At 43.6% G+C, this 17,099-nt stretch carries 16 protein-coding genes; 8 read left to right on the plus strand and 8 right to left on the minus strand.

Going from position 1 to position 17,099, the window contains the following annotated elements; all coding sequences use genetic code 11:
- Positions 1 to 37: 37 nt before the first annotated feature.
- The 4 genes from CHRO_RS06000 to ygfZ all read left to right on the plus strand — a co-directional run bounded on the left by CHRO_RS06000 (position 38) and on the right by ygfZ (position 4,198).
- The gene (locus CHRO_RS06000) at positions 38 to 1,438 is read left to right on the plus strand and encodes an ATP-binding protein (protein ID WP_015153293.1); all 1,401 of its coding nucleotides are present in this window, start codon (positions 38 to 40) and stop codon (positions 1,436 to 1,438) included.
- A gap of 88 nt (positions 1,439 to 1,526) precedes the next feature.
- The gene (locus CHRO_RS06005; protein ID WP_015153294.1) at positions 1,527 to 2,405 is read left to right on the plus strand and encodes a tetratricopeptide repeat protein; all 879 of its coding nucleotides are present in this window, start codon (positions 1,527 to 1,529) and stop codon (positions 2,403 to 2,405) included.
- Positions 2,406 to 2,491: 86 nt separating this feature from the next.
- Positions 2,492 to 2,992, plus strand: a complete 501-nt coding sequence (locus CHRO_RS06010; RefSeq protein ID WP_015153295.1) for a hypothetical protein — start codon at positions 2,492 to 2,494, stop codon at positions 2,990 to 2,992.
- Between the two features lie 117 nt (positions 2,993 to 3,109).
- A complete protein-coding gene (ygfZ, locus tag CHRO_RS06015) occupies positions 3,110 to 4,198 on the plus strand; it encodes a CAF17-like 4Fe-4S cluster assembly/insertion protein YgfZ (protein ID WP_071925423.1) in 1,089 nt (362 codons plus the stop codon).
- Positions 4,199 to 4,254: 56 nt separating this feature from the next.
- Here ygfZ and CHRO_RS06020 read toward each other — a convergent pair whose 3' ends face one another.
- From CHRO_RS06020 to CHRO_RS06035, 4 genes are all read right to left on the minus strand, one after another.
- Complete coding sequence (locus tag CHRO_RS06020) at positions 4,255 to 4,998, minus strand: TIGR03943 family putative permease subunit (protein WP_015153297.1); 744 nt, start codon at positions 4,996 to 4,998, stop codon at positions 4,255 to 4,257.
- Positions 4,999 to 5,048: 50 nt separating this feature from the next.
- Positions 5,049 to 6,065, minus strand: coding sequence for a permease (locus CHRO_RS06025; RefSeq protein ID WP_015153298.1), 1,017 nt, complete (start codon positions 6,063 to 6,065; stop codon positions 5,049 to 5,051).
- Positions 6,066 to 6,135: 70 nt separating this feature from the next.
- The gene (locus CHRO_RS06030; protein ID WP_015153299.1) at positions 6,136 to 7,644 is read right to left on the minus strand and encodes a thioredoxin-like domain-containing protein; all 1,509 of its coding nucleotides are present in this window, start codon (positions 7,642 to 7,644) and stop codon (positions 6,136 to 6,138) included.
- 8 nt (positions 7,645 to 7,652) lie between these two features.
- The gene (locus CHRO_RS06035) at positions 7,653 to 8,081 is read right to left on the minus strand and encodes a YidH family protein (RefSeq protein WP_041462864.1); all 429 of its coding nucleotides are present in this window, start codon (positions 8,079 to 8,081) and stop codon (positions 7,653 to 7,655) included.
- A gap of 135 nt (positions 8,082 to 8,216) precedes the next feature.
- Between CHRO_RS06035 and CHRO_RS06040 the strand changes: the two genes are divergently transcribed.
- Positions 8,217 to 10,031 (plus strand): SLC13 family permease, encoded by a 1,815-nt coding sequence (locus CHRO_RS06040; RefSeq protein WP_106216253.1) that lies wholly within the window; start codon positions 8,217 to 8,219, stop codon positions 10,029 to 10,031.
- On the opposite strand, the gene CHRO_RS06045 is transcribed toward CHRO_RS06040, so the two are convergent.
- Positions 9,988 to 10,350 carry a GNAT family N-acetyltransferase gene (locus tag CHRO_RS06045; protein ID WP_015153302.1) on the minus strand — a complete coding sequence of 121 codons (363 nt, stop codon included), beginning with the start codon at positions 10,348 to 10,350 and terminating at the stop codon, positions 9,988 to 9,990. The two genes, CHRO_RS06040 and CHRO_RS06045, sit on opposite strands and share 44 nt — an antisense overlap.
- 153 nt (positions 10,351 to 10,503) lie before the next feature.
- Here CHRO_RS06045 and CHRO_RS06050 point away from each other — a divergent pair, with 153 nt between their 5' ends.
- Positions 10,504 to 12,144 carry an iron uptake porin gene (locus CHRO_RS06050; RefSeq protein ID WP_015153303.1) on the plus strand — a complete coding sequence of 547 codons (1,641 nt, stop codon included), beginning with the start codon at positions 10,504 to 10,506 and terminating at the stop codon, positions 12,142 to 12,144.
- A 24-nt stretch (positions 12,145 to 12,168) separates the two neighbouring features.
- Here CHRO_RS06050 and CHRO_RS06055 read toward each other — a convergent pair whose 3' ends face one another.
- Entirely contained in the window at positions 12,169 to 12,537 is a 369-nt protein-coding gene (locus CHRO_RS06055) for a hypothetical protein (protein WP_015153304.1), read from the minus strand.
- Positions 12,538 to 12,971: 434 nt separating this feature from the next.
- On the minus strand, positions 12,972 to 14,534 hold the full coding sequence (locus CHRO_RS06060) for a glycosyltransferase family 39 protein (protein WP_015153305.1): 1,563 nt from the start codon (positions 14,532 to 14,534) through the stop codon (positions 12,972 to 12,974).
- A gap of 234 nt (positions 14,535 to 14,768) precedes the next feature.
- Here CHRO_RS06060 and dapB point away from each other — a divergent pair, with 234 nt between their 5' ends.
- Entirely contained in the window at positions 14,769 to 15,599 is an 831-nt protein-coding gene (gene dapB, locus CHRO_RS06065) for a 4-hydroxy-tetrahydrodipicolinate reductase (protein WP_015153306.1), read from the plus strand.
- A gap of 60 nt (positions 15,600 to 15,659) precedes the next feature.
- Positions 15,660 to 16,397 carry a hypothetical protein gene (locus tag CHRO_RS06070; protein WP_015153307.1) on the plus strand — a complete coding sequence of 246 codons (738 nt, stop codon included), beginning with the start codon at positions 15,660 to 15,662 and terminating at the stop codon, positions 16,395 to 16,397.
- Positions 16,398 to 16,477: 80 nt separating this feature from the next.
- Here CHRO_RS06070 and CHRO_RS06075 read toward each other — a convergent pair whose 3' ends face one another.
- On the minus strand, positions 16,478 to 17,098 hold the full coding sequence (locus CHRO_RS06075; RefSeq protein WP_041462376.1) for a precorrin-8X methylmutase: 621 nt from the start codon (positions 17,096 to 17,098) through the stop codon (positions 16,478 to 16,480).
- Position 17,099 lies beyond the last annotated feature (1 nt).

Consider the following 17,099-nt stretch of genomic DNA (forward strand, 5'->3'; position numbering starts at 1 on the left):
CTGGGCATCTTATATTAGAGATGAATCAGAAGCATTTATGACTAGTAGTGAAGATACTCTGCGGGCTTTGCGTGCAGCCTTGCTTGTTTCGCCCGATAATCTACCGCTCCGCCAACATTTGGCAGATATTCTCATGGAATTAGGGCAATTTGAGGAGGCAGAACAAGAGTATCGCCTTGCTCTGTCATTGATGCCTGAAAACCATTTTCTACAATTCAATTTGGCTTCTGCTTTTTATCACCAAGGCAAAAATTCACAAGCAATGGTGCTGGTCGAACAGTTGCTGAAAAGCGCTGAACCTCCGGCTATTGTGCATCTATTCTACGCTCGTTTGCTGCTGCACGCTGGCGATACTACCAATGCATCCGTACATTTTCATATAGCTGTTGCACTCGATCCAGAAATGAACGATCCTATCTTGGCGGAGCGGCTTGGCAATACCGATGTATCCACTGATAAAATTGCTGTTTCAGAGTACAAATCACCAAAATCTAAATCTTCAGAATACAAACTACCGGAGTACGAATTAGATGTTAGTACTGCGGTTGAAGCACCTTTAGAACAACCATCAATTACTTTTCAAGACGTTGGTGGTATGGATGCCATTAAGGAAGAAATTCGGCTGAAGATTGTTCATCCATTAGCGCATCCAGAAATTTATCAAGCTTACGGTCAACGAATTGGAGGAGGAGTATTAATGTATGGTCCTCCTGGTTGCGGTAAAACTTATTTAGCCAGAGCTACAGCTGGAGAAATTAAAGCGAGATTTTTATCTATAGGTATCAATGATGTCTTGGATATGTGGCTGGGGAGTAGTGAAAAGAACTTACACGAATTGTTCGAGCAAGCACGACGATCTAAGCCTTGCGTGCTTTTTTTCGATGAAGTCGATGCTCTAGCTGCCAAACGCACTGATATGCGATATAGTAGCGGTCGCCAAATTGTCAATCAGTTTCTTGCCGAATTAGATGGTGTAGAAAGTCCTAATGATGGCATTTTGATTTTAGCTGCTACTAACGCTCCCTGGCATTTAGATTCAGCCTTTCGCAGACCAGGACGCTTCGATCGCATTATGTTTGTTCCACCACCCGATCGCCACGCCAGAACACATATTTTGCGTATTCTCTGCCGTCATAAACCAATTGAAGATATTGACTACGATTATTTAAGTAAAAAAACTGTCAACTTTTCTGGAGCAGATTTAAAGGCAGTTGTAGATTTAGCTATAGACAGAAAGCTACAGTTAGCAATTAAGCAAGGGATACCTAAACCTTTAACAACTAGAGATTTCCTAGCCGCAGTCGAATTAATTCATCCTTCCGTTACGGAATGGTTTGCCACTGCTCGGAACTATGCCACTTATGCTAACGAAAATGGCATTTATGATGATATTTTGAATTATTTACAACAAACAAAAGATAAAAACAAGCTATTTTAAGTTTAATCTTTTAAAGATTAGCTAAAATTTGTAGTAGGATGCGTTAATCAACGCGCCCTACCGGATATATGTAACGGCAATAATTTTTATGTTTGTAAATTTAGATAAAGCATTAATTTTAATCGAGCAATCGCGCTACAAATTAGCAGCAATAGAAATTGAGCGCCAATTAGCGACCGATCCAAATAGTTCTTTTGCCCATGCTTTGTTAAGTATATGCTTAATAGAAATGAATCGAGATCGAGAGGCAACTCAAGCAGCAAAGCGAGCAGTATATTTAGCTCCTGATTTATCTGATACTCATTATAATTTAGCTAAGATTCTCTATATTCAAAAGCAACTTAAGCCAGCCAAAAAAGTAGTCCAAGAAGCAATTCGGTTAGAACCAGAAATTGCCGATTATTTTGCCTTATTGTCAGTCATTCAATTGGCACAAGGCGATCGCGATCGCGCATTATTCAGTGCGGAACAGGGATTGAGCTTGGATGCCGAGCATGTATTGTGTCTCAATCTTCGTGCTATGGCTTTATTACGCCTACGCCGCTATCAAGAAGCACAAACCACATTGGATGCAGCAATCTTTCAAAACCCCGAAAATTCAGCTACTTATGCGATTAAAGGTTGGGTATATTTATATTGTCGGAATAGAGATTTGGCTGAACGATGTTTTCGCGAATCGTTGCGACTCGATCCCGAACAAGAACAGGCACGCACGGGCATAGTAGAAGCTTTGAAGTTGAGATACTCGCTCTATAATTTTGTATTTAACTATAGGAATTTTTTGAGACAAATTAATATTTTTCTGCGGATAGCATTTGTTAGTATTTTTGTGGTTGTAAGTTTGTTGAATTGGCTCTTCTTACTAGTGCCACTCTCAATGTTACTATTAGAAACCACTCAAGCTTTGTTTAACCTACTGCTTAGATTTGATACCCAATGGCGATCGCTCCACGTCCCCTCGCATTAATTCTGCTGGCGCGTACGGTAGCATGAAGGAATCGGCAGCGCGATCGCATCGCGTTGATATCTGTTCCACATCGCGGGAGAATACCCATGCCACCGAGAATTACCGATCCAGTTGCATGGCAACAGGCAGAACTCTTAATGCAACCTGCTTTTATTCGCATCATCGACCACATTCGCAAGCATTTGGACGAATCAGCGTGGCAGGGGACTTACGAGAACGTATTAATCTGGTCTCCAGACACGACAGAGGAAATGAAAACTAGAGTAATCCTGCTATTGCAAGAATTGGATGCTGCTTCTCCAGAACGCACGGCAGAAATAGAACAGGCGATCGCCAACCTTCCGACTCCCCAGCCAGGATATCAGTTATCTCTACAAAACCAAGACCAACAGTATAATTTCGATCTGTGGGAACTGTGCTATCAGGTTTGCTTTCAGCAATACAATGCAGACTTGACATCCAGTCATAGTTCGGTAGAAATTGACACTAGCTTGATTGATGAAACTGGCGAGGTAGACTGGCAGCGTTTAGATACTAAAGCAGGTGCAGCAGTCGAACAAGTCTTTAGTAGTTTACCGAAGATTTAGTGAGGAGTGAGGAGTCAGGGGTGAGGAGCGAGTATTAAGTAGTGAGTAATGAGTAGTGAATTTTGACTTTTAACTTTTAACTTTTGATTTCCCCATTACCCATTACATAAAAATATGATGAGAGAAAAGTTACAGGTAGTTCAAGCGGCGGCGGGAGCGGTTTTTGAGGAAATTGCCGGAGACAAAATTCCGGTGAGTTTTGGCAACGATGTAGCAGCTAAGCAAGCAGTAAGGGAAGGGGTAGCAATCTGCGATCGCTCCCACTGGGGAATCATCCGCGTTACCGATGAAGACCGCATTCGCTTTTTACACAACCAAAGTACCAACGATTTTCAAATTCTCAAACCAGGGCAAGGCTGCGACACGGTTTTTGTCTCTTCTACTGCCCGCACGATCGATCTAGCAACGGCATATGTGACTGAAGACGCAGTACTGCTGATCGTTTCTCCTAATCGCCGTCAGTATTTGATAGATTGGCTCGATCGCTATATCTTTTTTGCCGATCGCGTCCAACTAGAAGATGTAACTGGCGAAACTGCTATTTTCAGTCTGCTTGGCACTAAAAGCGATGAAATTTTGGCACAACTGGACTTAAGTTCGATTATCGGTCAAGCATATGCTAACCACCAGCTCGTTCAACTCCAAGATGTAGAAATTCGGGTGGCAGTTGGGATTGGATTAGCCACACCTGGATATACCCTAATTGTGCCAGCAGACAAAGCGGCGATCGTTTGGAATCACCTCATAGAAACTGGTGCAGTCCCTCTAGGCGATCGCGTTTGGGAACAATTGCGGATCGAACAAGGTCGCCCCGTCCCCGATAAAGAACTGACTGAAGATTACAATCCCTTAGAAGCAGGCTTGTGGCAAACTATTTCTTTCAATAAAGGTTGCTATATCGGTCAAGAAACAATTGCGCGTCTGAATACTTATAAGGGAGTCAAACAACACCTATGGGGAATTCGCCTTAACGCTCCAGCCGAGCCAGGTAGTATTATTACTGTAGGTGAAGAGAAAGTAGGTATTCTCACCAGCTATACCGATACTGAGGAGGGTAGCTTCGGACTGGGTTACATCCGCACCAAAGCTGGTGGTATTGGTTTGAAAGTTAAAGTCGGAGAAGTTATAGGCGAAGTCGTTGACGTTCCTTTCTTAACCCGTAGTCCCGATCGCAGTGATTCTAGTACAGATGCAATACATTCGTAGGGGCGCACAGCTGTGCGCCCCTACAAATCCTAATATTCATTGCGCCCCTACAGATCCTAATATTCATAAGGATTTTGGGGTTCGGGAATTTTCTTGGGGGCAGCATTGGTTTGAATAGTTAATTGGCGTTTATCTTTTAAAGTTTCGGTGATCATTTGTCCTTCCACCTCCAGCCAAGTATCGGGCGGATAAGCCTGACGATCTTCCGTCAATTTGACTGGCAACCCCACCGGATAGGCATCAGCGGCGCAGCAGGTAATAACAAACCGCGAAAGGAGCAAGTAATTAGGTGGAAATTCCGGCGGATGGATCGTAAATCCTTGCACCTTGACTTTTTGACCTGTGTATGCATCAGGTTCGGGATAAACATTCAGCGTGCGCACCCAATCTAACAGCGATCGCTCCTCTGGTTTGACAGAACCGTAAAAGGCTTGGGGTTGGGAACGGGTAGCAGCGAGAAAGTCTGTCACCCCCCTTTGCATGGCGGTTTGGCTGGCAAAAACGCGGGGAGTGAAAATCAACCCGGCGATCGCAGTTACCAATAGCAAAATACTGCTAAAACCAGGCGGAAGCAAACTGATATGACGCACTGGCAATATGCGGCGTTGACGCAGGAGTTGCCAAGCCTTTAAACCTGCTACACTTAAAAACCCAATTCCCCCAGCAATAACCAACCAAAAATAATCGGGGTGAATTAATAAATTTAGCTTACCAGTCAGCCAGTATTTCAGCATCAAACTGCCCCAAGCAGCGATCGCAAATACTTCTAACCAATTGTAAATTTTAGACTTTTGATTCATGTAGTAGTAATTGGTAGTTGGTAGTTGGTAGTTGGTCACGCACTACGTATTTAAATAACATATAAATTAACAAATAGAGTAAATAAAAATGTTAATTGAGCAACTAAGGCAAATAGATAAATAATTGCCCGGGGTTTAAAGATTGATAGCATTAGACCAATGCCTTTGAGGTCGATCGTGGGTCCAAAGATTAAAAAGGCTAGTAACGAACCGCTGGTAAAAGTGGAGGCAAAGGATAGGGCAAAGAATGAATCTACTGTAGAACAAATCGATACAACTGCTGCTAAGAGCATCATGGTGAGAATAGAGGTAATTTCACCACCACCAAGATTTAAAATGACCTCGCGGGGAATAAAAACTTGAATTAATGCCGCGATCGCGCTGCCAATGACTAAAACAGAACCGAGTTCGCGTAGTTCTTGAATGGTGTTATCTAATAACAACCGTAAGCGTTCTGATAATGGTTTAATTGGCGTAGCTGCTAAATTTGCCTGTAACACAGATGCATCTAACCTAATTGGATCTCCCGTTCCTGATAGCCAAAATGTACCCGATTGTAATAAGTCAGACGAGGTTTTTTTCCTATCTTTGTGCGGCTGTTTTGGTTGCCAAGCTGCTGCTAAAGCTGGTTGTAATAGGGGACGCAGATCTTTTTGAACGCTGAATACCCAACCGATAATAGTGGCGATCGCTAATGAAAATACGACTCGTAAAACGACAATTTCTGGTTGATCGCGAAATGCCGTCCATGTTGCCCAAATAACAATTGGGTTGATCGTTGGTGCTGCTAATAAAAAGCCAATTGCTACGGGTGTAGGCACTCCCTGCATCAACATCCGTCTCGCCACGGGGACGTTACCGCACTCGCACACGGGAAATAAAAATCCTACCATGCTACCAACCAAAGCACCTAACAGGGGGTTTTTGGGTAGTTTCGCAATTAACTTGCGTTCGTCTACAAATAGCAACAGTATCCCAGAGAATAACACCCCCAGCAGCAAAAACGGCATTGCCTCGACAAGCAAGCTGAGGAACAGGGTAAAAGCATTGTTAAGCTGTTGGTTCATGCGTTGCGTAGCAGAAAGCGTTGTCGATTAGCAAACATCTGCCAAGCCATTGTAGCTAGATTTATTGACGCTACGGAATACAAACATCAGGCGCGCATAAACCTGAAAATTCCATTGTATTTACGGTCAATGTATCTAATGCTACCCGCTTAATCGCATGGTTATTCGTATCGGCGACGTACAAGTAAGCACCAAAAATACTCAGTCCAGAAGGCTCGTTAAAGCAGCTATTTTGACCTTGAGCATCGTGTAAACCCGCTACCCCTCCCAATATAGTTTGGCAATTACCGCTATGAGGACTGACTAATTTAATTTTGTGATTGTAAGTATCGGCTACCCACAAGAAATTTTGCGCAGATTCTATCCCCAAACAATGCTGGAGTCGTACGTCAGCACCAGTTCCATCGACATCGCCAAAACCGAATAATTCGCCACTCCCGCAGATTGTCCGTACTTGAGGATCGAGCATTAAGCCAATACCGCGAATGGAACTACCTTCACTGTCAGCAACGTATAATTCTCTACCATTAGTGGTAATCCCGCTCGGTTGCGCAAAAGCCGAATCTGCGACTAAACCATCCAAACACGCTTCAGCACCTGTACCTGCGTAAGTTTGCAATATGCCTTTTTCTAAATCCATTTGCCAGATTTGATGATTTCCCGCCATCGCAATGAAGAGATAATTCTTCAGCATCGTCAAATCCCAAGGGGAATTTAAAGCTATTTTTTGACCAATCCCACCATAAGGACGGATATTACGACTTTGTTCTCCGGTTCCGGCGATGGTTTCTACACGCTGTAACGGTAAGTTGATGCGGCGAATCGCGTGATTTTCGGTATCGGCTAGGTAGAGTAACTGGTTTTCATCATCCAATACCATGCCTTGGGGGGCAAAAAATTGCGCTTGGGTAAAGTCTCCATCGGTTAACCCAGGTTTTCCCGTACCTATGACGTGGAGAATTTCTCCATCGAGGGTACTCCAAATAATGCGGTGATGTCCTGAATCAGCGATGAATAATCCAGTGGCAGTCGCCAATACTTTACCAGGAAATGCTATGGGTGTAGTTAAGGGTTGTCGTTGTTTTTCTAAAATTAGACTGAGTTCTTGAGATGCGATCGCACCTTTATCTCGATACTCTTGAATTAGTTTGGCAATTAATTCATCTAAAACTTCCCGATTTCCTTCCCCCGCAGCAGAGCTAATGACGTACCCTTCTGGGTCAATTATCATTAGCGTAGGCCACGCACGCACTGCATATTGTTGCCACACCTGAAAGCCAGTGTCAACTAAAACTGGATGCTCGATGTCATACCGCAGGATGGCTTGACGAATATTCTCGACTTCTTTTTCGTTATCGAATTTAGCCGAGTGAACGCCAATAACCGTGAGGCTGTCCTTATACTTCTGTTCTAAATATTTCAAATCTGGCAGAACGTGCAAGCAGTTGATACAGCAATAAGTCCAAAAATCGAGAATGACAATTCTACCTCTGAGTTGTTGAAGCGATAGCGGCTTGTCGGTATTTAGCCAAGGCTGATTTTGAGGTAGTTCCGGCGCTCTCACCCGTACAGTCTTCATGTAAAGTCTTACTCGACAATAACGGCGTTTAACGATTCTAGCGGAATGCTGAAGACGTAGTAGATGACTCCCACGCCTAACAGTAGCACGGCAATGCTAGTGACGATGACCCACCGATCGCCTGGTTCGTAAGTATCTGCATCAATGTCACGCCGAATCACAAAATAGTGTGCGGTTGAAAGCAGTACCATCGATAATCCTACTATTCCAAAGGCTAAGCCCAATCTCCAACCATTACCAGGAGGTTGAGGCGCAAGCGGGGGACGGAGAATTCGCAGACGCACGATTAAGACACCAAATCCCATCAACGCGATCGCGCTGCGCATCCATGCTAAATAAGTCCGTTCGTTGGCTAAATGATCCCGCACGCGATTTGGATTTTTGAGCTGCGGTGTCAATGTTCCTGCATCAACTCGTTTAGGCTTGAATAATTCCATGACTTCTACTTTCAGCACTGTGTACCGACATTAGTAGAAGAATACAAAAAATCTGTTTTGCAAACAACGATTTGTCGAGCGGAATATAGTACGATAGGAAAGCCGCTTTAAATTACGGTATATCGGGCGATTTTATTGTATATGGATATTGCTCTTACCCTTGGTGTTCTGGGACTAGCCATAGTTTTCTTCATTTTTGAATGGCTCCCTGTAGATATTACCGCGATCGCGACAGCAGTTGTACTGATGCTACTGGGATTAATTACCCCAGAAGAAGGGATAGCTGGCTTTAGCAACTCCGCAACCATCACGGTTTTAGCAATGTTCATTCTCAGTGGTGGGATCGAACGCACGGGTGCAATTCAAATCGTCAGCGATTTTCTACTGCGGCGAGGGGGAAAAAATCCGACACGGCAGATTTTTGTTTTAGGGGCGATCGTTGGTCCGATTACCGCTTTCCTCAACAATACAGCAGTAGTTGCCGTTTTTATTCCAATTGTGGAGGAATGGAGTAGAAAGCGGAATATTTCTGTCTCTAAACTGCTCATACCGCTGTCCTACGCTACGGTTCTAGGCGGAATGATTACAGTTATTGGCACTTCGACAAATGTTGTCGCCAGCAGTTTGTCAAAAAAGTTGGGATATGGAGAATTTAGTTTATTCCAATTTACCCCAGTAGGATTAATTACATTTGCGATCGGCTTAGTCTATCTTGCCTTCGCTGCACCTAAACTGTTACCAGACCGAAAAAAGCCAGCTGCGACTCCAGCGATCGCCAACTACGGATTAAAAGATTACTTTAGTGAAGTTGTTGTCGCGCCACGCTCCAATTTAATCGGACAAACTTTACGTTCTAGCCAGATCGAGCAGCGATTCGATATTGACGTAGTGGAACTCTTTCACAACAGTCGCCGTTATACCAAACCTGTAGCAGATAAAGTGCTAGCGGGTGGCGATATTATGATCGTGCGCGGTAATCGCAGCGACGTACTCAAAATTAGAGATGAGCGGGGGATTGAAATCTTACCAGAAATCGAATTTCAGCAAGAATTCCCAACATCTGAGTTAAGTTCGGAAAATCGAGCTATTTCTGAAGCTTTGATAATTTCCAACTCTAGTTTGATTGGCTCTACGCTCAAAGAGTTACAGTTTCACCAGCGTTACAACCTCACAGTACTGGCAATTCGACGCAATGAGGAAATCATTCGCGATCGCTTGGGTAAAGTCAGATTGCAATTTGGCGATGTCTTACTATTACAAGGTGCAAGAGATAGTTTTATCGGACTGCAAAATAGTGCAGATTTACTGGTGGTAGAACCGCGAGAGGTGGAAACGCTGCGCCGAGACAAAGCCGCGATCGCGATCGCGATTGGCTTAGGTGTAGTTATTACTGCTGCTTTTGAGTGGATACCAATTTTAGTCAGTTCCTTGGCAGGAGTTGTCTTAATGGTAGCGACTGGAGTGTTAAAGCCAAGAGAGATCTATCGGTCGGTACGTTGGGATATTATCTTCCTACTAGCCGGACTGATTCCCCTCGGTACGGCGATGGATAATTCAGGTGCAACCAAGTGGTTAGCGGGTGGTTTAGCATCGCTCGGCGGTCAATTCTCTGGTTTTTGGTTACTAGTCTGCTTTTACATTGCCACAACCGTACTCACAGAGATTCTATCTAACAATGCTGCCGTGGTGCTGATGCTTCCAGTTGCGGCTAATGTAGCAGAAACCTTGAGTCTCAATCCGTTTGCTTTTATGTTTGTCGTGACATTTGCTGCTTCTAACAGCTATCTCACGCCAATTGGTTATCAGACGAATACGATGGTCTATGGTCCTGGTGGCTACAAATTCCTCGATTTTACCAAGGTAGGAGCGCCACTAAATTTAATTTTGACATTTCTGACACCTTTACTCATTGCTTGGCTGTATGGCGTGAACCAGCTGCCTGTAGATTAGTTTTTTTTGTAAGGTGAGCGTTGCCTACCCTACAAATGAATTTCTTTTTTGAGGCAGCCTCTAATAAAGCATGACCGTATCCTTGTCCGCGCCAAGTTTCATCTATCGATAAAATATCGATATACAACCACTGCCAATAAGTCGAACCAATCAACCCGCCAGCCAGACGATCGCCTTCATTTCGTAAAAAGATAGCTAACTGCTGGAAATGTCCCTCACCTGCGCGATCGCGATTAAATGCCAGCAGTTGTTGCAAAATAAATTCTATGTCTTTAGGATGCGGCTTCTCAGTTATGTCAATCCTAAGCGGCTGTTTCACAAAAATTCATCCCACTTAAAAAAGTTTAGCGTGCGTACAAATAGACTGTATCATCGCAAATAGAAGTAAAAAACTGTGGCTCATTCAGAGGTTTGTCGTATGTTGCGCTCGTAAATCATATAAACAGTTACTTTCAAACACTTTCGTTAAAAAATGGGCAAATTTTACCCCCTCCTAGTCAGTGGTATTAGCATTCTGTGCTTTCTAGCTCAGATAACTCCACTACAAGCCCAAACTTTCATGAGGGAGCAGGGACGAGCTGGGAGCAGGGAGCAGAGGGGAAAGACAAGGGAGAAGGGGGAGACAAGGGAGAGGGGGGAGAAAAAACCAACAACTACCAATTACCAATTACCAATTACCCAAGTTTCCCAATTATCCGACGTGCAACCCGATGACTGGGCAAGTCGAGCGTTACAATCTTTAATCTGGCGCTATGGAATAGTTACAGGCTATCCGAATGGGAAATTTCTCGGCAATCGTGCTTTGAGTCGTTACGAATTTGCGGCGGCTTTAAGTACGGTAGTACGCCAATTGGAGGGAGCGATCGCTAATGGCAAGCCAGTACAAGCAACTCAAGATGATTTAGCGACTCTCGAAAAACTTCTGCAAGAGTATACTGCGGAATTAAAAGCTTTACAAAGCCGTTTAGATTCCCTGGAAGCTCGAAGCGCCGTACTCCAAGCACATGAGTTTTCCACAACGACTAAACTTGCAGGTCAAGTTATCTTTGCAATTAATGGGGGTGGCTTTGGCGGCGATTCCCTTCGCGACCCTACAGGTACAGAAATTGCCAATAATAATCCTGTTACTACGTTATTTTACAGGACTCAGTTAGATTTTGATACGAGTTTTTCTGGTACTGACTTACTCAAAATTCGTTTGGATACTGGTAGTAACGGCAACCGCGATAATGCAGCCGGAGTATTAGAACCTAATTTCGGCAGCGGACTTGATTTCTCGACCAGATCATCTCGAAATGGAGAATTGGGGCTGGGTCGGCTTTACTACAGCTTTAGCGCCGCTAAAAATCTCCAAATTGTTTTAGGGACTGCGATCGCACCTACAGATTATCTCGATCGCAATCGTTATGCTAATCGCAGTTTTGTTGATTTTTCGACTCAAGCACTGGTTAACAACTACCTTCTCTTTCCGATTGACGAACAAGGTGCTGGGGCGGTTGTTAACTGGCAAGCGAACGAGTTTTTTACATTACGGGCAATGTATCTTGCGGCAGACGCTGAAAATTCTGGCAGTCGCGATGAGGTTGAAGGTGTATCGGCTTTAACAAGGCTACTCTACCCAGATGAGGGTGGAGATCGCGGTTTATTTGGCAATCCTTATCAGGGGACGGTTGAGTTAGAATACTCTCCTAACCCAGGTTTTACTCTACGCTTGCAGTACAGTGGTGGAAATACTTTCGATCGCCATTTCGATGTATTGGGAGCGAATGTCGAACTCAATTTATCGCGCCAACTTGGAGTTTTTGGGCGTTATGGCTACGGCAGCTATGACGATACTATTTTTGGAGATCTCGAACCGTCTTACTGGATGGTGGGGATATCGTTACGCAATTTGTTACTACCTGGCGCTGTAGCGGGAATTGCGGCAGGTCAGCCTTTTGTGGAAAATGCTGTAGGGGATGCGACTCAAACAAACTTTGAAGCCTACTATAACTTTCCCCTAAATGAAAATCTAGCGATCGCTCCTTTAGTTCAAGCGATCGCCAACCCTAGCAATCAAGCAGATAATGGCACAATTATTACTGGTACTCTCCGCACCGTGTTCTCTTTTTAAAAACGCAACCCAAGATAGCAATCTCTAGCGTTTGTTCTCAACTTCTGCTTGAGCCTCATCCATAGCTGCTTTTTTGTTCGGCTCGTTAGTGTCAAATGTTACTTTAGTTTGCTTGGCTTTGAGGTTGAGGACTTCAGGAATCTTTTTGGGCAGCGTCTTGATATTTTCTAGCCCGGTATCACCTATTCTTCTACCTGGCGCATCTCCCAAATCTTCAGCTTTTTCTTGAATGCGCTTGACAGTATCAGGAGTGACAGGGTTGTATTCTCCCGTTGCAGATTCTACAGCGTTTGCTTGGAATGCTGGCAGTGCGACAAATAAAATCGTTGCTAAAAATACGGTAACGATTCGACGCAAGCCCATGTGCTTCAACTTATCAACTACTTGCTTCATTTGAATCCTCCAATGATTTTGATTACTAAAATTAGCGTTTCTTTAGAGTAAAAACTTTTAGAAACACAATTGCTAAGGTTGCTAACAATAAGCGCTCCTTAATTGCTTTGTTTTAATTTTAGTTTTCGGATCGATCTTGCCGTAGGAGGCGATCGCATATCTTCTCTCTTGAGTAGGAGTTTTGAGCGAATGCCATAAATGAGTGAATTTAACTTTAGTTAGACTTGGAGAGCGTTAAAATACTTCGTAGGTTTTGATTCGATCCCCCCAACCCCCGATGAATTGGGGGGCTAAGAACGATTCTGTCTTTTTTGTTGAAAAAAGGGGCTAAGAACGATTCTGTCTCCCCCTTTTTAAGGGAGATTAAGTAAGTACAATCTTGTCTCCCCCTTTTTAAGGGGGATTGAGGGGGACTTTTCCTTACCTCTCTAGATTCAATTTCCTTCCCCTGACTTGAGTTGCCATAAGTAAGGTAGAATTGGTTCTATTTTGTATTTGTTCTTATTAAGACTATCGCGCACTGGTTCTGTACAATCTCCATAAATAAAGATATCGCCAGAATTTTGTGGTATCTCTTTTAAAGGAGCGATATCAACTAATCTTAATCGAACTTTTGGTTCTAATAAGTAGCTAAGGGAAAGTAAATTACCATTGTTGATGCAACCATTAGTAGAAACTATGAGAGGATTATTTGCTTTATTGAGAAAGCTAGCTACTTGAGGATTACTATAACTAATTTCTTTAATCCACCAGGTATTAGCTTGGGAACTCAGCGTACAAGATATGATTCCAGCCAAAATGAGTAAAGTTGCGATCGCTTGCCAAATTCTGCGAGACAATAATCTCGATTGACTAATTTTTTGACTCAATAAGTAAGCAACTGCTAGCTGAATACTTAAATAACCAGGAAACAAATAACGAGGCACGATCGATCTTTGTCCGCCTTTGATGATATCTGGTATCAGTAGTGGTAGCGTAGTTGCAGCCATTAAGGTAATAATAAATAGCCAAATCCTTAAAGGTGCGCGACGTATTGTGAAATAAAATGCATAAACTATTAGAAGTAATATCAAGAAATAGACAATCAGAAATTCTGGATCTTTTTCCAAACCCAGATCGAAAAACACATGACCGATATTGAGTAGCCAGCGACGACTAAAAATGTCTGCGGGTAAAGCATTATTTGTCCATCCCGTCGTCATCTGAAACATGGAATAGTTCTGAATTAAGCTCAATATCCAAGGAGTAAAAAGTAATAAGCTCGAACCCGAGGAGAGAAGATAAGCGATCGCTCTTTTGCTCAACCTAAATTTTTCAATTATGAAAACGTAAACTCCATGACCGACAGCTACTAATCCAGACAAGAAAAAAGTATAAAAACTAGTTGCTAAAGCGAAGGCATATACAATCCAAATCCTTGTTTGATTCAATTGGATTGCCCTGAGTAAAGCGGCACTCGATCCTAGAATTGTTACCGTCCATAAAGCGTATTGCCTTGCTTCTTGAGCAAATAAAACATGCACTGGAGAGACTGCTAAAAGCGCGATCGCCATCCATGCTATGAGAGACGATTGAAATAATTCTAGACACAACCAATACAAACAAAGAAATACTAAGAAGCTAAATAAAATGCTTAAACTTCTAATTATCGTAATACTATTGCCAAACAATTTTACCCAAAATCTCAACAAAACATAATACAAAGGTGGATGTTGAGAGTCTTCTATAGCAAGAGAATGAATTGTATCTTTTAATTGGCTTCCAGGTTTGAAACGTTGAAACGTTTGCAAGTATTTAATACTGCTGTCTCGATGAGCGTATGCTCCTTGAGAGAAATCTTTCATCGTGTAGCCAGCAATTCTTAAAGAAGTATAAGCTTCGTCGTGCCAATAAACTTTTTTATCGATATTTGTAACTCGAAAAGCTATTCCTACACACAAAATAATTATAAATAGTAAGCGCAGCCATTTAAAATTGAATTTACGATACTTCTCCATAAAGCATTAATATTGTTAGATAAAAACAATTGCACGGTAAAATTTAGAATTTCAAACGTAAGGTGGGCATTGCCCACCCTACTATAAAGGAATTCTCAAGGTTTATTTAGGTTACAATAGCTAATATTTCAAAAGAAAAGCTCTGTGTCAAAGGGAAGCACTCCAGTATACATTAGACGTTGCTATCCTTAATTAGTCTAAAATGCCCTTGATAAGACTGAGATCGACGAAGCAATGAACAGCCAATATCCAATCCCAGTAGTCATCAATGGTGCTGCGGGCAAAATGGGACGCGAAGTTGTCAAAGCAGTTTCCCAAGCTACCGATCTGACCTTACTAGGGGCGATCGATCGTAACCCAGAGCATCAAGGTAAAGATGCAGGAGAACTAGCGGGTTTACCAGAACCATTGGAAGTCCCAATTACCGACCAATTAGAACCAATGCTGGCGATGGCGGGGCAAGAAAGGCAAATTGGGGTGATGGTAGACTTTACCCATCCGAGTACAGTGTATGACAATATCCGCTCGGCGATCGCCTATGGAGTGCGTCCAGTCGTCGGTACGACAGGTTTAAGTCCCGCACAGATTCAGGATTTGGCTGAATTTGCTGACAAAGCCAGTACTGGATGTTTGATGATTCCCAACTTCTCAATTGGGATGGTTTTGTTACAACAAGCAGCGGTTCAAGCCTCTCAATATTTCGATCACGTCGAAATTATCGAACTGCACCACAACCAAAAAGCTGATGCACCCAGCGGTACGGCATTGCAAACCGCGCAGATGTTAGCTGAGTTGGGGAAAACTTTTAACCCACCCCAGGTAGAAGAAACAGAAAAATTACCAGGTGCGAGAGGTAGCGTCGCAGCAGAAGGTATTCGCATTCATAGCGTCCGCCTACCAGGGTTAATCGCCCATCAAGAAGTCATTTTTGGCTCAGCGGGTCAAATTTATACTTTGCGCCACGACACGAGCGATCGCGCCTGCTACATGCCAGGAGTGTTGCTAGCGATCCGTAAAGTCGTCCAACTCAAAGCCCTTGTTTATGGGTTAGAAAAAATATTGTAAAGAGTTGACAGTTAACCGTTAACGGTTAACTGTCAACAAAACCCTACTCCCCAGTCCCTCATGCTCGTCCCACTCACGCGCCAGAAGTTTGAACAACTCATTCCTCGTATTGCTACGGGCGATCAATATCGCTACGTTTGGGGAAAATTTTCTGACTTTTTGCGCCGATTGTTAGCTTCTGTTGTCGCTGTTGTCGTCGTGTTGTTGTTGCGATGGCTGTTGGGTGAGGGATTTGGGGGTTTGCTACTTCCCTTTGGGGTGGTTGGCGGTTTTTATTGGCTGTGGGGTCCCGTACTGTGGGCGAGTTTGCGTAACGCACAGTACCGCAAATACAAATACAGTGGTTTCTTTCGCGGTCGCATTTTGGATGTTTACATTTCAGAAGAGCTAATTGGGAGAGAAGAAACAGTTAACAATAAAGGCGAACTAGTCTATGTTGATAACTTAGAGCGCCGTCTAAATGTCGAAGTTGGAGATGAAACTGGTTTTTCCATCCAGGTACAAGTGCCACTGCGCCGCAGTCACAAAGGGATTGCCCGTCGTCAAGTGGCGGAAATGATCGTACTGTCAAATCGCGCTGATTTGAGCAATATTACCAAAGTGACCGATATTTACATCCCCAGCCGCGATATTTGGGTGAGTGACTATCCATTCTTGCAACGAGATGTCTTTGTGGAAGTCAGCAACCGCATCCGTCGCGATCGCTTAGAATCCGAAGAAGAATCACCTCGTACTCCGCGCCGTCCTCCTCAAAGAAAAGAACCACCTCAGCTACCGAGACAAGATCGGGAATGGTAGACAGTTATCAGTTATCGGTGACCAGTGACCAGTGACCAGTTATTTGCAGAAAGTGGGGTGCAATTTAATTCCGAATTCCCTCAGCTTTCTTCAGGGATGTAAGCCAGCCAAGCTAGTTCTAGCAATCCGTCCAAAATTGCGGTGGCTACAGTAGCACCACCCTTGGAACCCTCCGTCCAAATTTGGGGTACGGCAAATTCCTGCAAGCGTTTTTTGGTCGCATCCACATCGACAAATCCCGCAGGCGTGGCAATTACCAAAGCTGGTTTGATTGCGCTAGCGGCAATTAAATCTATTAAAGTGGCTAATGCACTTTGGTCTTGACCGATCGCAAAAACTGCTTCGGGATAGCGCTGAGCGAGGTTTTCGATTCCCCAAGCTGTAGCAGTCTTATCTTTTTGCGGACGAGCGATCGCGTCTAAGCTGCAATAAAGGGGATTGGCAAAAGTGTTTTGAATCTGGGGTAAAATGCCCACTTGGATTGTCGGTACATCCACCACAATCGTACAGCGAGCAGCGATCGCCGCCGCGCCTGTTTGCATTGCCGTTTCTGAGAAATGAATTAAATTCTTATACTCAAAATCGGCAGTAGCATAAATGACACGACGGACGATCTCGTATTCTGCGGGAGAGAAGTCATAATCGCCAACCTCGCGATCGACGATCGCCAGATTTTGGGCATCAATCATCTGCCATTCCATA

The organism is Chroococcidiopsis thermalis PCC 7203 (genome assembly GCF_000317125.1).
GTDB classification, from domain to species: Bacteria; Cyanobacteriota; Cyanobacteriia; order Cyanobacteriales; family Chroococcidiopsidaceae; genus Chroococcidiopsis; species Chroococcidiopsis thermalis.